Genomic DNA, 14,719 nt, shown 5'->3' on the forward strand with positions numbered 1-14,719 from the left:
TCAACCCACGGTGCATTGACGCTGCGGGAAACGGCTTGTGCCGAGGGCTTTATAGCCAAAGGCGAAGCGGCCTAAAATATGCGCGATTGTCCTACGGGACTGAAGGAACAGTATGACGCGCAGCTCAGAGCCGCTCTCACCTAGGCAGAAACACCGTAAATAGTGCTCAGGGGGCTCAAGCTCAAATGAAAACACCGACCCAGACCAACGCAATTGACTTCGATAGCGCCAAATTGCAACGCCTGGGCTTTGGCCAACAGACACCGCTGATCAAACAGCCCGTCAGCCTCGGACAATTGCGCCAACAACTGGGACTGCAACTGCAAACCAGCCTTGAGCCGCAACGCATCCTCGGCCTGTTCTTTCGCGAAGTGCAACGCCTGGTCCCCCTCGACGCCCTCCATTACCAGCACCCCCTCAGCGATCTGCGCCTGGAGTTCGGCCAGCGCGGTCACCACTCCATCAGCTACAACCTGAGCCACGAAGGCGAGTCCATGGGCGAGCTGGTGTTCCGCCGCAGCCAACGCTTCAGCGAGACCGAACAGGGTCACCTGGAGTCGTTGCTCTCAACCCTGCTGTACCCGATGCGCAACGCTTTGCTGTATCGCGCCGCAACCCGCAGCGCCCTGCGCGATCCGTTGACCGATACCGGCAACCGGATTGCCATGGACCAAACCCTGCAACGGGAAATCGAGATGGCTCGCCGCCACTCACTCCCACTGTCACTGCTGATGCTGGACATCGACCACTTCAAGCGCATCAACGACAGCTACGGCCACAGCACTGGCGACGAAGTGCTCAAGGCCGTTGCCGCCTCGATCAAGGGGCAACTGCGCAATGTGGACATGGTCTTTCGCTTTGGCGGGGAAGAATTCCTGATCCTGCTCTCCAACACCGGGCGCGACGCAGCGGCGATGGTGGGCGAACGGCTGAGAAATGCCGCCCAAGCCCAGGAATACCAGGCTGAAGGCAAACTGATCGAACTCACCGTCAGCCTGGGCTGCTCGACCCTGTTGCCGGGTGAGTCCGCAGAGAGCCTGTTGCGCCGCGCCGATAGCGCGCTGTACGTGGCCAAGCGGGAAGGACGCAATCGGCTGGCAATGGCGGGCTAGGTAGCAGGCCTCGCACTTGTATATCAATCACGGGCAACTCCACTGCCTCAGGCAACCCTTGCCCATGACAATCGACCTGCCCGTAAAGCCCCCGCCCGACTTACCCTTCAGCCAGCGCTAGGCGCTCGCGAGTCACTGTGGTTTTTTCCTGCTGCATGCAGCGCTCCAGGAACAGGTACATATAGTCATAGCTCTTGCAGATGGCCTGGCGCAGCTCAACTTGCAGGGCCTTGCTCGGATTCAAACCCGCCAGCGTGACGATAATTTCCAGGGCTTCCCAGGGATGAGCATCATCGTACTGGGCATGCATCTTCAGCCACTTCATGGCGCGCTTGCGGTCTTCTTCCGGGAACGCAGCGGCATAGACGCCGCTGGAACAGACCAGGGCCGACCATTCGCCCGTCGCCCCTTCAATGGCGTAATTGGTTGCAGCGATCGCCACGATCAGCGAATCCGCCGAACTGGTGTGCCAGCACCAGTGACTCAAGGCATGCAGCTCCGGTGGCACTTGCTGGGCTTGCAAATCCTCCAGGGTCACACCATGGGCCCGACTCCAATGCACCCAGTAATCGGCATGATTGAGTTCGACCCGAATGTTGCGCATCAGCCAGCGACGCGCCATGTCTTCGCCAGGGTGACGGGCAAAACGGGTCTTGGTCAGGTTCTGCGCCATATACAGGGCGAACTGTTCAACCACAGGCCAGCCGCCGATCAGGTACTGACGCATGACTTTGGCACTGAGTTTGTTGTCACGCATGCGCTGATACAGCTCATGCTCCACCACACGGCGCTTGCTCTCGCTGCAGTCCCGGATCAATTGCTGAGTCCAGGCGGGGTAGCTGGCAGCTTCCATGAGCGGGCCGGTTCGGTTGAATGTGTCGATCACTGTCGGGCTCCTTTTGATTGTGATATGCGGATCCAAAAGAGGTTTCAACGGAACGTGCCGGGCGCCTTGAACAACAGCGGCTGTGGCCGCACGGGTCGACACTGCAAGCTGTCACAGGTGAACAGTTGCGGACGTTCAACAATGTAGCCTTGAGCATAATCCACGCCGATCTCAAGCAGGGCCTGCTCGATCTGCGGTGTTTCAACAAACTCGGCAATCGTGCGCTTACCCATGACATGCCCGATGTGGTTGATCACCTCGACCATGGCGCGGTTAATCGGGTCGTCCAGCATATCCTTTACGAAACTTCCATCGATCTTGAGGAAGTCTACAGGCAAATGTTTGAGATAAGCGAACGACGACATTCCCGCACAAAAGTCATCTAGGGAAAAATGGCAGCCCAAACCCTTGAGTTCATTTATAAAACGGATCGCACTGCCCAAATTGGCAATTGCACTGGTTTCAGTAATTTCAAAACAGATCATCTTCGGCGGTACGCCATAGACAACGAACTGCTCTCGCAGGAAGTCGAGAAACTCGTCGTCGCCAATGGTGGTACCCGACAGATTGATCGCACACATCGCCATTGGCCCTTCCCGGCCCTCGGCAATGCACTGGGCGATGATCTTGAATACGTTCTGTACCACCCAGCGGTCCAGGGAGGTCATCAGGCCGTAACGCTCCGCCGCCGGAATGAAGCTGTCCGGCAGGATCATCCGGCCAGCCTCGTCGTGCAGGCGCAGAAGAATCTCGATGTGCCCACCATCATGCTCGGTACGACCTAGGGCGGTGATTTCCTGGGAATAGAGGCAGAAGCGGTTTTCCTCGAGGGCCATGTGCAGCCGCTGAACCCAGGCCATCTCGCCAAATCGCAGGGACAGTTCTGAATCGTCGGCATGATAGACCTGCACCCGATTGCGACCTTTCTCCTTTGCCATGTAACAGGCCATATCCGCTGCCCGCAACGACGCCTCAAGCGTGGTGGGAGTCTGGGCGATATGCACCAGCCCAATGCTCACGGTGGTCACGAATGGCCGGCCCTTCCAGACAAAATGCAAGTTCTGCACAGTCTGACGCAGCCCTTCGGCAATCTTCTCCGCCGCCTCCGGCGAGCAGTTCTCCAGAAGAATCCCGAACTCGTCCCCGCCCAATCGCGCCAGGGTGTCACCTTCGCGCAGCCCCGACTGCAGCAACGCGCAGATGTGCCGCAGCAACTCATCCCCAGCCGCATGGCCACAGGTGTCGTTGACCAGCTTGAACTGGTCCAGGTCCAGAAACATCAGCGCATGCCTGGCGGGCTGGCGGATCAAGCCGTGCAACGCCTGCTCCAGGCGGAATTCGAACTCCCGGCGATTGGCCAGGCCGGTCAAGGCATCGTGGGTCGCCTGCCAGGACAGATTGGCGATGTACTGCCGCTCCTGGGTCATATCGTGCAACACCAGTACCGTGCCACTGACCTTCCCGGCATTGCGGATCGGCGCGCCCACCAGGGTCACCGACACCGTACTGCCATCCAGGCGCTGGATCAGCTTGGAATGCTCGCTGCCGCCACTGAGCTGGCCACTGAGGATGTGTTCGATCAGAGTGAAGCCGTCGGCCTGGGCGTTTTCGTCCAAGAGATTGAACAACGCCGCCAGGGGCAAGCCCACCGCTTGCTCGGCCTTCCAGCGAGTCAGTTCTTCCGCCGCCGGGTTCATATAGGCAATAGCGCCCTCGACATCCGTGGTGATCACCCCGTCACCAATGGACTGCAAGGTGATCTGCGCGCGCTCCTTCTCCAGTTGCAACGCGTCGGCAAAGGCATGCCGCTGGGCCAGCAGCTTGTGGGTACGCAGCAAGGCCAGGGCAATCAGGATCAGCGCTGTGGCCAGGTTGGTCACCAGCAAGAGGCGCAGGATCACCCGCGAGCCTTCCCCCAAGGCATCGCTGAAGGCCTTGGCCGCCGGCGTGACTCCATCGTTGATGGCAAAGATCTGACTCTTCCAACGTTGCACGTCGGCTTCGCTGGCACTGTTGCTGCCGATCCCCTTGTGCATCTCTCGGGCTACCGTATCGAGCTGCAGCAGGTAGCCGTCGCCCACGGTCCACAAATCGATGGCCTTTTCCAGATAGCTGAAATGGCGGAAGTTGAGGTACAGCCAGATCAGGCTAGGAACGTCATCCGGGTGATTGCCGCCCTTGAGAATCCCCAGGCGCGCCGCCTCAAGATCCGGCGGCTGGCTATCCAGGGCCACCCGCAGCTCATGCCCGCCCTGGGGTACGGCTATGGCGTTCTGGTACTTGAGGAAGGTGCCTTCGTCGCGGCTGTCGGCGTACAGATTGAGGTAGTAGATGGCGTCTTTCTGGCCTTTGGACCACAAGCTCTCACCGGCAACATAGCCACGCACTGCCGACAGGACATACAGGCTGAGGCCGCCCAACAGCGCTTGAAATAACACCACGGCGATAAAGGGCCAGACGATGCCCAACAACCGCGGCGTTGCGAAAGTCCGCTTTTGCTTCATGAGGGTCCTTGCTTGCGCACTGCCAAATGAACACCCAGTAGTCCCGACTCAGACAGCACAGATTAGGCGAATTTCCATAGCTCCGACGCAGGCTGGGCAGCGTCCGGGGCGAACCTTCACGGGGAAACGGCCGCTCTCTCAAGCCGAAGCGGTTATTCCACCAGGAAATTCAAGCACTAAACACAGAAACCCGGACAAAACTCAAGACTATCGAACCTGCTGCAAATGCCCGTATAGCTTGGCATAAAGGCCGCCATCAGCAATCAGCTGCTGATGGTCGCCATCTTCGGCGATCTGCCCGCCATCGAACACCAAAACCCGGTCAGCCTGTTTAACCGCCGACAGGCGATGAGCAATGATCAGCGTAGTCCGCCCACGCAGAAAACGCGTCAAGGCTTGATGCAGGTTGTACTCGGTGGCTGCGTCCAGAGCGGACGTGGCTTCATCAAGAATCACCACCTTGGGTTCGGCCAGTACCATCCGCGCAATAGCCAGGCGCTGGCGTTGCCCACCGGAAAGGCGCACACCTGAGCGCCCGACCACACTGTCCAGGCCCTGGGGCAGCGCCCTGACGGTGGGTTCGAGCTGTGCAATTTCCAGGGCCTGCCAGCAAGCGCTATCACTGCGCTCACGGCCCATGGTCAGGTTGGCGCGAATCGTATCGTTGAACAAGGCAGGATGCTGCAGCACCACGGCGACGTGATCCCGTACCGTTTCCAGGCCGATTTCCTGCTGAGTGGCACCGCCAAAGCGGATCACCCCGGTCTGCGGCGTATACAGCCCCAGCAACAGCTGCACCAGGGTGCTCTTGCCCCCACCACTGGCACCGACAATGGCCACCTTCTCACCAGGCGCGATCGACAGATTCATGTTGTCCAGCACCCGCTCATCGCCGTAGCCGAAGCTCAGGCCGCGGACCTCGATGCCAACGGTTTCGCGCCCCTGGAACGGATCCACGCCACCGCTGTACTGCGGTTCATCGGCCCGCGCCAGCAACTCGTTGATCCGAGTCAGGGCCCCGCCGGCGGCGTAATAGGCGTATTGCAGGTTCAGCAACTGCTCCACCGGGCCGATCATGAACCACAGGTAGCTGAACACCGCCAGCATCTGGCCGATGGACAGGTCGGAGAACAGCACTGTGAGCATCGCCGCCGCACGAAAAATGTCGATACCGAACTGGAACAGCAAACCGCTGGCCCGGCCCGAGGCGTCGCTTTTCCACTGCGAGGCCACGGCGTAGTCCCGAACCTCCTCGGCACGCTGGCCCAGGCGTCCAAGAAAGTAGCCCTGGCGGTTGCTGGCGCGGATCTCCTGGATCGCCTCCAGGGTCTCGGTCAGGGCCTGGGTGAAACGCGAAGTGCTGTCATTTTCCAGCTTCTTCAGGTGCTTGACCCGCTTGCCCAGTTGCACCGTGGCAAAAATCACCAACGGATTGAACAGCAGAATCAGCAGCGCCAGCTTCCACTGCATCCACATCAGAATGCCGGCCGTGCCCACCAGGGTCAGCATGGCCACCAGGAATCGGCTCAGGGTTTCACCGACAAACTTGTCCACCGTGTCCAGGTCGGTGACCAGGTGCGTAGTGACCGTGCCTCCCCCCAGGCTTTCGTACTCCCCCAGGGAAATGCGCTTGAGCCGTTCGATCAGGCGCACACGGATCCGATAGACGATGTCCTTGGCCAAACCAGCAAACAGCCGCGCCTGGACCACGTTGAACACCAGGGCGGAGCAACGCAGGATCAGGGTGATCAACAGCATCAACCCGATATAGCCCGCCGCAGTTTGCCAACCATCGGGCAATAGGCGGTTCATCACTTGCAATGCGCCATCGCCATGGCCCAGCAGCACCTCGTCCACCAGCAACGGCAGCAACAGCGGAATCGGCACACTGCACAGGGTCGCCAGCACGGCCACCCCATTGGCAATCCACAGCGACTTTCTATGTTGCAGGGCCAGGCGACGGATTTCCCCCCAGCTCAAACGATCTACGGTTTTACCGGTGGTGCTTGAATCGACTGAATCAGGCACAGGCGGCGCGCTCCAACCAGCGTCCCAGCAACGGCGACAACTCGCTCAGCGGCTGATAGCCGTTGGTCAGCAAGGCCAACTGGCCGTTGCGTTCCGCCAGCAAGGTGGGAAATCCGGCAATCCCCAGGTCCTGGACCCAAGTGAAATCCGCCGCCGTGGCGGCATGCTGCTCGGCGCGATCGAAGGCTTCGGCGAACTCGATCCGCGGAACCCCGGCCTGCTCCGCCAACTCCACCAGCACACTGGCCAGGGTGACATCGCGGCCTTCGACATAGAACGCCCGCTGGATCAACCCCAACAGTTTCCAGGCACAGTCCGGAGCCAGGCTGCGAGCAGTGACGATGGCGCGACAAGCCGGCTCGGTGTCATAGACAAAGCCATCGGGCAAGGCACCCTCGAAGGTGAACGGCTGGCCGGTGGCCTGATGCACCGCCTGCCAGTGTTCAAGGATGTAGCGCCGGGTATTGGGCTCCAGTGCCGCCCCGCTGCCGGTGCGCAAGCCGCCCACCACCAGATGCAACTCGACTCCGGCGGCCTGGGCCTGCTCCGCCAGGGCCTGGGCCACGGGCGCAAAGCCCCAGCACCATGAACACATCGGGTCCATCACATAGAGCAGGCGGGCAGACATGGCTCAAGCCTCGGAAGGTGATTGCTTGTAGTTGTAACCAATCGGGTGCGGCAGGTTGCGGGCCTTGGCCAACTCAATCTGTTTCTGCCGATCGATGGCGCTGCGGCGAGTCTTCTCGCTCAGCTTGTCCCAGCAATGAGGGCAACTGATGCCCGGCACATAGTGCTCGGAAGCCCGATCCTCGACGCTCACCGGAGTACGGCAGGCATGACATTGATCGTAGTCGCCTTCGCTCAGGTCGTGGCGCACAGTGACCCGGTTATCGAATACAAAACAGTCGCCCTGCCATTTGCTCTCTTGCTGCGGTACCTCTTCGAGGTACTTGAGGATCCCGCCCTTGAGGTGGAACACCTCGTCGAAGCCTTCACTGAGCATGTAGCTCGACGCCTTCTCGCAACGGATGCCACCGGTGCAGAACATCGCCACTTTCTTGTGCTTGCTCGGGTCGAAGTGGGCTTTGATGTAGTCCGGAAACTCGCGGAAGCTGGTGGTCTTGGGGTCGATGGCGCCTTCGAAAGTGCCGATGGACACTTCGTAGTCGTTACGGGTGTCGATCAGCAGCACTTCGGGATCGCTGATCAGGGCGTTCCAGTCCTGAGGCTCGACGTAAGTCCCGACCTTCTTGTTGGGGTCCACGCCGGGCACACCCAGGGTGACGATCTCTTTCTTGAGCTTGACCTTGGTGCGATAGAACGGCTGCTCGTCGCAATACGACTCTTTGTGATCGATATCCACCATGCGTGGATCGTTCTTCAGCCAGGCCAGCAGCCCGTCGATGCCTTCACGACTGCCAGATACCGTGCCATTGATGCCTTCTTCGGCGATCAGCAGGGTGCCCTTGATGCCGTTGTCGAGCATGGCCTGCAGCAGGGGCTCGCGCAGGCTGACGTAATCTTCGAGGGTGACGAACTTGTACAGTGCCGCCACGACAATGGGTTGTGTCATGGGAAATCTCTCCAGGTGGCTACCCTCGTAAAGGGTGAACCGGATGCAAAAAAAAACGCGCCGGCATAAGCGGCGCGTTGCGGATTCTATCAAAAAAACCGCGATTAATGCTTACTGCCTCCGGCGCAGGTCGGCGAAGCCGGAGCCACACCGATCTTCGACCATTCCTCGGGTGTGTAAGTGTGCAGCGCCAACGCATGGAACTGGCCCATCAGCTCACCCAGGGTGGCGTAGACCTTCTGATGACGCTTGACGCTGTTGAGGCCGGCGAACTGCTCGCTGACCAGTACCGCCTTGAAGTGAGTTTCCAGGCCACGGCTGTGCATGTGGCTTTCATCCAGCACTTGCAGGTGCTCGGGCTGCAAGGCCCCGAGCGCCGTTTCGATACGTTGTTGCATGGTCATTGCAGGCTCCGCTTACTTCTTCTTCGCCGGAGCAGCCTTAGGCTCGAGCTCGGCGGTCATGTCGGCCAGCAGCTTGTTCACCACCGGTACCGCGCTTTCCAGCTTGGCCTGGGTCATCTGCGCCGATTGCTGAGTCAGCTGAGGCATTTTTTCCAGGACTTTCTTGCCCAGTGGCGACCGGTAGAACGCTACCAGCTCCTTGAGCTCGGACTCGCTGAAATTGCTGGTGTAGAGCTTGACCATGTCCGGCTTCAGCTTGTTCCAGCCAATGGCCTGGTCCAGGGCCGCGTTGGCCTTGGCCTGGTAGGTTTCCAGCAGGGCGCGTTTGGATTCCGGGGCTTTGGTCTGCTCAAAACGCTGGGCAAACATTTGCTGGACTTGCATGTACACCGGCGTACCGAGCTTGTCCGCATGGGCCAGGGTCAGGAAGGCCTCGGCACTGGCGTTGTGGCTGGCGGTATCGGCAAGAACCTGGCCGCTGGCACACACCAGAACAACCGCGGTACAGATGGCACGAAAACGGGTCATCGAGTTTCCTTTATCTAGCAAGCGAGGTAGAACCCCAAGGGCGCCCATTCTGCGCCTATTAATCCGCGTCCCTCAACCCCACCCCCTGGCGCCCCCTGGTTTTGCCCGGGCGGCGGGCGGAAAACCCCTTCCACGGAACCCGAGCCGCAGATCAGGGCCTAAACTGGCCAGTCAGACTTGGAGGAATGCCACGATGAATCGAATCGAAACCGACAGCCTGGGCCAGGTTGAAGTCCCGGAACAAGCCTATTGGGGCGCACAGACCCAACGTTCGCTGGTCAATTTCGCCATCGGCAACGAGCGCATGCCTCTATCCGTGCTGCATGCCCTGGCCCTGATCAAGAAAGCCGCCGCCCGAGTCAACAATCGCAACGGCGACCTGCCCGCCGACATTGCCCGGCTGATCGAACAGGCCGCCGACGAAGTGCTGGCCGGCGAGCATGACGACCAGTTTCCCCTGGTGGTGTGGCAGACCGGCAGCGGCACCCAGAGCAACATGAACGTCAATGAGGTGCTGGCCGGCCGGGCCAACGAACTGGCGGGCAACCCGCGCGGCGGCAAGTCCCCGGTACACCCCAACGATCACGTCAACCGCTCGCAAAGCTCCAACGACTGCTTCCCGACCGCCATGCACATCGCAGCAGCCCAGGCCGTGCAGTTCCAGTTGCTGCCAGCGATCAGCGAACTGTCCGGTGGCCTGGCCGAGCTGTCGGCCCGGCACATGAAGCTGGTGAAAACCGGCCGCACCCACATGATGGATGCCACCCCGATCACCTTTGGCCAGGAAATCTCTGCCTTTATCGCCCAACTCGGATACGCCGAACGAGCCATCCGCAGCGCCTTGCCTGCGGTGTGCGAGCTGGCCCAAGGCGGTACCGCCGTGGGCACCGGATTGAACTCGCCCCACGGTTTTGGTGAAGCCATCGCCGCCGAACTGGCCGCCCTTTCCGGCCTGCCCTTCGTCACCGCCCCCAACAAATTCGCCGCCCTGGCCGGCCACGAGCCGCTGACCACACTGTCCGGCGCGCTGAAAACCCTCGCCGTGTGCCTGATGAAAATCGCCAACGACCTGCGCCTGCTGGGCTCTGGCCCGCGGGCGGGACTGGCGGAGGTCAAGCTGCCGGCCAACGAACCGGGTAGCTCGATCATGCCCGGCAAGGTCAACCCAACCCAATGCGAAGCCCTATCGATGCTGGCTTGCCAGGTGATGGGCAACGACGTGGCAATCGGCTTTGCCGCCAGCCAGGGCCATCTGCAACTGAACGTATTCAAGCCGGTGATCATTCACAACCTGCTGCAATCGATCCGCCTGCTGGCCGATGGCTGCAGCAACTTCCAGCAGCACTGCATCGCCGGGCTGGAGCCCGATCCCCAGCAGATGGCCGAGCACCTGGAACGAGGCCTGATGCTGGTGACCGCGCTCAATCCCCACATCGGCTACGACAAGTCCGCCGAAATCGCCAAGAAGGCCTATGCCGAGAACCTGACCCTCAGGGAAGCGGCGTTGGCCTTGGGGTACCTGACGGATGAGCAGTTCGATGCCTGGGTGCGACCGGAAAACATGCTGGAGGCTGGAAAACAGGGTTAGCGCAGCGTCTTTTTCGCTGGCAAGCCAGCTCCTACCGCCACCCTTCTGTAGGAGCTGGCTTGCCAGCGAAACTCACCCCGCAGCGATCCGCTGCCGTCGGGCGCGCAACCCCGCCATCAGCGACGGCCCCAACGCCGTCAAGGCCGACCCCAGTACCACCAGCAGCGCCCCGCCATAACCCAGGCCATTGATCTGTTCGGCGTGCACATACTCTGGCCAGAGCCAGGCCGCCCAGGCCACCGCGACAAAGGTCACCAGGGGCGTGATCGCCAGGGTCGCACTGACCCGCGACGCCTCCCAATGGGCCAGGGCTTCGGCAAAGGCGCCATAGGCGATCAGGGTATTCAGGCAACAGGCCAACAACAGCCAGCCCTGCAACGGGCTCAGTTCCAAGGCTTCCAGCGGATGCGCCCAAGGCGTCAGAAGCAAGGCACAGAACAGGTAGATCACCATCATCACCTGCAAGGAATTCCACACGCTCAACAATTGCTTCTGGCCCAGGGCATAAAAAGTCCAGACCGCCGAAGCCGCGAGAATGGTCAGAACTCCAGCGGTGTAGTCACTCAGGGAGGTCAGCAGCTCGGTCAGGCGCTGATTGAAGAACAGCCCGAAACCGAGCAACAGCACCAGCAGTCCCAGGCCCTGCCCCAGACTGAAGCGCTCCTTGAACACAAAGACACTGGCGATCAGCAACAGGATCGGGCCCATCTGCACCACCAGTTGCGCCGTGCCCGGGCTCAGCAGGTTCAGGCCCATCAGGTACAACACATAGTTGCCCACCAGCCCCAAGACCGAAATCGGCACCAGCCACACACCCTTGGGACCGAGCGCGCGCCAGCGCGGCAAACGCCCCACCGCCGCCAGATAGAAAAACAGACAGCCGCCGGACACCAGCAGGCGAAACCAGGTCACGGTCACCGGGTCCATCACCAGCAGCACTTGCTTGAGCTTGATGGGCAGGATGCCCCACAACAACGCGGTCAATAAGGCGAGGAACAAGCCATAAACCCAACGACCGGACGAGACATGCATGCGAACCCCACAAAGCCTGACGAGCAAGGTCCACATTCTAGGCCCGGGCCAGGGGCCGACACAGAGACAGTTGGCAGCAAAGCGCAAACACGATTGTGCCGGTCGTAAACAGCACAAGCCGTCCCCCATAGGGGCCGGCTTGGTCGGTGATGCACTACAAAGCTAACGGACTGCCTCAAACAACCCGGTGGCGCCCATGCCGCCCCCCACGCACATGGTGACGATGCCATACCGCAGCTTGCGCCGCTGCAACTCACGCACCAGATGCCCCACCTGACGGGAACCGGTCATGCCAAACGGATGGCCAATGGCAATCGAGCCACCATTGACGTTGTACTTGGCGTTATCGATCTCCAGCCGGTCGCGGGCATACAGGCACTGAGACGCAAAGGCCTCATTGAGTTCCCACAGGTCGATGTCATCCACCGTCAGCCCCTTGGCCTTGAGCAGCTTGGGCACCGAGAACACCGGGCCGATACCCATTTCATCAGGCTCGCAGCCGGCCACGGTAAAGCCGCGGAAGAACGCCTTGGGCTTGAGTCCCAGGGCCAGGGCCCGCTCCAGGCTCATCACCAGGGTCATCGAGGCACCATCGGACAGCTGCGAAGAGTTGCCCGCGGTGACCGAACCATCCTCGGCAAACACCGGCTTGAGCGCCGCGAGATTCTCCAGAGTGGTGTCGGGGCGGTTGCAGTCGTCACGATCCACCACACCGTCAACCATCTGCACCTGTCCGGTGTTCTTGTCCTCGACCTTGTACTTGACCGTCATCGGCACGATCTCGTCGCTGAACAGGCCATCAGCCTGGGCCTGGGCGGTACGTTGCTGGCTTTGCAGGGAGTAGAGGTCCTGGGCCTCGCGGCTGACGTTGTAGCGCCGGGCGACCACTTCGGCGGTCTGGCCCATGGGGAAGTAGATGCCCGGCACCTGCTCCTTGAGCAGCGGGTTGATCAGGTTGTCGGTATTGACGCTCTTCATGGTCAGGCTGATGGACTCGACGCCACCGGCGACGATGATGTCGCTGCAGCCGGAGGCGATCTGGTTGGCGGCGATGGCGATCGCCTGCAGGCCTGAAGAACAGAACCGGTTGAGGGTCATGCCCGCGGTGCCAGTGCCCAGAGCCGAGAGCACGGCAACGTTGCGACCGATATTGAAACCCTGGGCGCCTTCATTGGAGCCGGCGCCGACGATGCAGTCCTCGACACTGGCCGGGTCGATGCCGTTGCGGGCGAGCAGCGCATTGACGCAGTGAGCGGCCATGTCATCCGGACGGGTCTGGTTGAACTTGCCGCGAAAGGACTTGGCCAGGCCAGTCCGTACGCTGTCGACGATCACCACTTCACGCATGACGCACCTCACTGTTGTTGGCGGCAGGAAAGAGCATCGAGCATAGATCCCCCTCCTCGCCCACCGCGACAATCATTCACTGGGCGTATGCGCGACCATCGGTCTACTTCTTGTCCTTCTTCTGTTTCTTGTCGTGCTTGTCGGAACGCTCGAACGCGGTCTCCAGGGCCCGGTTGATGGTGCGCAGGACCTTGACCCGTGCCCAGCGCTTGTCGTTGGCCTCCACCAGCGTCCAGGGCGCCACTTCGGTGCTGGTCCGGTCCACCATGTCGCCGACAGCGGCGCGATAGTCACCCCACTTGTCGCGGTTGCGCCAATCGTCCTCGGTGATCTTGAAGCGCTTGAAGGGAATCGCCTCTCGTGCCTGGAAGCGCTCCAGTTGGGTGTCCTTGTCGATGGCCAGCCAGAACTTCACCACGATCACCCGGGCATCGGCCAACTGCTCTTCGAAGTCGTTGATCTCGCTGTAGGCCCGCAGCCAGTCAGTGGGCTGACAGAAGCCCTCGACCCGCTCCACCAGCACCCGGCCGTACCAGGAACGGTCGAAGATGGTGAACTTGCCGCGCGCCGGAATATGCCGCCAGAAACGCCAGAGGTAAGGCTGCGCCCGCTCATCTTCAGTGGGCGCGGCAATCGGCACGATGCTGTACTGGCGCGGGTCGAGCGCCGCCGCGACGCGGCGAATGGCGCCGCCCTTGCCGGCCGCGTCGTTGCCTTCGAACACTGCCACCAGGGCATGCTTGCGCATGCGTTTGTCCCGCAGCAAACCGGCCAGACGCGCCTGCTCGGTAATCAACTGTTCCTCGTAGTCGTCCTTGTCCAGGTGCTGGGTCATGTCCAGGCTGTCCAGCAGACTCAGTTGATCCACCGCTGTCGGCAACGGCGCGGCGTTGACCTGGGTCGACTTCAATGGCTGACGGCTCAAGGCATTCTGCAATCCTTCCAACAGAATCCGGCCCACAGTGAGGCTGCGGTAATGCGGATCGACGCCCTCGATCACATGCCAGGGCGCGTAGTCACGACTGGTGCGGCGCAACACCCGCTCGCCGTACTTGACGAACTTGTCGTAGGTTTGCGACTGCTGCCAGTCCAGCGGGCTGATGCGCCAGCTGTGCAGCGGGTCATCCTGCAAGGACTTGAGGCGGTCCTTCATCTGTTTCTTGGACAGGTGAAACCAGAACTTGAAGATCAGCGCGCCTTCATCGCAGAGCATCTTTTCCAGGCGTTCGGCGCCATTGATTGCCTGGTCCAGGCGCGGGTCCTTGATCTCGCCATGCACCCGCCCCTGGAGCATCTGGCTGTACCAGTTGCCGAAAAACACCCCCATGCGCCCCTTGGCCGGAAGCATCCGCCAGTAACGCCAGGCCGGTGGCCGGGACAGTTCCTCGTCGGTCTGCTGGTCGAAGGTGCGCACCTCGATCAGCCGCGGGTCCATCCATTCGTTGAGCAGCTTGACCGTCTCGCCCTTGCCCGCGCCCTCGACACCATTGATCAGCACTATCACTGGAAACTTGGCCTTCTGGCGTAGCTCGAACTGGGCTTCGAGCAAGGCCTCGCGCAGGGCCGGCACCTCGGCATCGTAGGTTTCTTTGTCGATGGCGTGACCGATTTCAGCGGATTCGAACATGGGTGGCTCCCTTCCAAGAATTGTCCAAGACTAGCGGATGGACCTGCGCCAAGGAAAACAAATCCCTGAACCCGCCGCGGCTTGCCGTGG

Annotated in this window: 12 protein-coding genes; 2 read left to right on the plus strand and 10 right to left on the minus strand. The window is 61.1% G+C overall.

Annotated features, from left to right (window positions below; translation table 11 throughout):
- Window positions 1–185: 185 nt before the first annotated feature.
- Window positions 186–1,112: a GGDEF domain-containing protein gene (locus PFZ56_RS26955; protein ID WP_170003867.1), complete on the plus strand. Its 927-nt coding sequence runs from the start codon at window positions 186–188 to the stop codon at window positions 1,110–1,112.
- Window positions 1,113–1,212: 100 nt separating this feature from the next.
- On the opposite strand, the gene PFZ56_RS26960 is transcribed toward PFZ56_RS26955, so the two are convergent.
- The 7 genes from PFZ56_RS26960 to PFZ56_RS26990 all read right to left on the minus strand — a co-directional run bounded on the left by PFZ56_RS26960 (window position 1,213) and on the right by PFZ56_RS26990 (window position 9,035).
- Complete coding sequence (locus PFZ56_RS26960; protein WP_222933806.1) at window positions 1,213–1,965, minus strand: TenA family transcriptional regulator; 753 nt, start codon at window positions 1,963–1,965, stop codon at window positions 1,213–1,215.
- Between the two features lie 77 nt (window positions 1,966–2,042).
- Window positions 2,043–4,502 (minus strand): EAL domain-containing protein, encoded by a 2,460-nt coding sequence (locus PFZ56_RS26965; protein WP_102860841.1) that lies wholly within the window; start codon window positions 4,500–4,502, stop codon window positions 2,043–2,045.
- A gap of 207 nt (window positions 4,503–4,709) precedes the next feature.
- Window positions 4,710–6,530 (minus strand): ABC transporter ATP-binding protein, encoded by a 1,821-nt coding sequence (locus tag PFZ56_RS26970; RefSeq protein ID WP_170003869.1) that lies wholly within the window; start codon window positions 6,528–6,530, stop codon window positions 4,710–4,712.
- Entirely contained in the window at window positions 6,523–7,125 is a 603-nt protein-coding gene (locus PFZ56_RS26975; RefSeq protein ID WP_170003873.1) for a DsbA family protein, read from the minus strand. Before PFZ56_RS26975 ends, PFZ56_RS26970 begins: the two co-directional genes overlap by 8 nt.
- Window positions 7,126–7,161: 36 nt before the next feature.
- Window positions 7,162–8,103 carry a rhodanese-related sulfurtransferase gene (locus PFZ56_RS26980; RefSeq protein WP_102880484.1) on the minus strand — a complete coding sequence of 314 codons (942 nt, stop codon included), beginning with the start codon at window positions 8,101–8,103 and terminating at the stop codon, window positions 7,162–7,164.
- 104 nt (window positions 8,104–8,207) lie between these two features.
- Entirely contained in the window at window positions 8,208–8,507 is a 300-nt protein-coding gene (locus PFZ56_RS26985; RefSeq protein WP_102860837.1) for a BolA family transcriptional regulator, read from the minus strand.
- A gap of 12 nt (window positions 8,508–8,519) precedes the next feature.
- Window positions 8,520–9,035 (minus strand): DUF2059 domain-containing protein, encoded by a 516-nt coding sequence (locus PFZ56_RS26990; protein WP_102860836.1) that lies wholly within the window; start codon window positions 9,033–9,035, stop codon window positions 8,520–8,522.
- 193 nt (window positions 9,036–9,228) lie between these two features.
- Here PFZ56_RS26990 and PFZ56_RS26995 point away from each other — a divergent pair, with 193 nt between their 5' ends.
- A complete protein-coding gene (locus PFZ56_RS26995; protein WP_102860835.1) occupies window positions 9,229–10,623 on the plus strand; it encodes a class II fumarate hydratase in 1,395 nt (464 codons plus the stop codon).
- A 72-nt stretch (window positions 10,624–10,695) separates the two neighbouring features.
- Here the strand turns inward: PFZ56_RS26995 and PFZ56_RS27000 are convergent, their stop codons facing one another.
- From PFZ56_RS27000 to pap, 3 genes are all read right to left on the minus strand, one after another.
- Window positions 10,696–11,655, minus strand: coding sequence for a DMT family transporter (locus tag PFZ56_RS27000; protein ID WP_300242911.1), 960 nt, complete (start codon window positions 11,653–11,655; stop codon window positions 10,696–10,698).
- A 162-nt stretch (window positions 11,656–11,817) separates the two neighbouring features.
- Window positions 11,818–13,002, minus strand: a complete 1,185-nt coding sequence (locus tag PFZ56_RS27005) for a thiolase family protein (protein WP_110594616.1) — start codon at window positions 13,000–13,002, stop codon at window positions 11,818–11,820.
- A gap of 103 nt (window positions 13,003–13,105) precedes the next feature.
- A complete protein-coding gene (gene pap / locus PFZ56_RS27010; RefSeq protein ID WP_102880486.1) occupies window positions 13,106–14,629 on the minus strand; it encodes a polyphosphate:AMP phosphotransferase in 1,524 nt (507 codons plus the stop codon).
- Between the last annotated feature and the right edge of the window lie 90 nt (window positions 14,630–14,719).

Origin of the sequence: Pseudomonas danubii (genome assembly GCF_042980055.1) — a bacterium.
Lineage (GTDB): Bacteria > Pseudomonadota > Gammaproteobacteria > Pseudomonadales > Pseudomonadaceae > Aquipseudomonas > Aquipseudomonas danubii.

What these genes read in the sequence shown, in the direction of transcription:
- pap (WP_102880486.1), bottom strand. Translation starts at nt 14,629, where the DNA reads ATGTTCGAATCCGCTGAAATCGGTCACGCCATCGACAAAGAAACCTAC.
- PFZ56_RS26955 (WP_170003867.1), top strand. Translation starts at nt 186, where the DNA reads ATGAAAACACCGACCCAGACCAACGCAATTGACTTCGATAGCGCCAAA.
- PFZ56_RS26980 (WP_102880484.1), bottom strand. Translation starts at nt 8,103, where the DNA reads ATGACACAACCCATTGTCGTGGCGGCACTGTACAAGTTCGTCACCCTC.
- PFZ56_RS26985 (WP_102860837.1), bottom strand. Translation starts at nt 8,507, where the DNA reads ATGACCATGCAACAACGTATCGAAACGGCGCTCGGGGCCTTGCAGCCC.
- PFZ56_RS26975 (WP_170003873.1), bottom strand. Translation starts at nt 7,125, where the DNA reads ATGTGTTCATGGTGCTGGGGCTTTGCGCCCGTGGCCCAGGCCCTGGCG.
- PFZ56_RS26995 (WP_102860835.1), top strand. Translation starts at nt 9,229, where the DNA reads ATGAATCGAATCGAAACCGACAGCCTGGGCCAGGTTGAAGTCCCGGAA.
- PFZ56_RS26960 (WP_222933806.1), bottom strand. Translation starts at nt 1,965, where the DNA reads ATGGAAGCTGCCAGCTACCCCGCCTGGACTCAGCAATTGATCCGGGAC.
- PFZ56_RS27005 (WP_110594616.1), bottom strand. Translation starts at nt 13,002, where the DNA reads ATGCGTGAAGTGGTGATCGTCGACAGCGTACGGACTGGCCTGGCCAAG.
- PFZ56_RS26990 (WP_102860836.1), bottom strand. Translation starts at nt 9,035, where the DNA reads ATGACCCGTTTTCGTGCCATCTGTACCGCGGTTGTTCTGGTGTGTGCC.
- PFZ56_RS26965 (WP_102860841.1), bottom strand. Translation starts at nt 4,502, where the DNA reads ATGAAGCAAAAGCGGACTTTCGCAACGCCGCGGTTGTTGGGCATCGTC.
- PFZ56_RS27000 (WP_300242911.1), bottom strand. Translation starts at nt 11,655, where the DNA reads ATGCATGTCTCGTCCGGTCGTTGGGTTTATGGCTTGTTCCTCGCCTTA.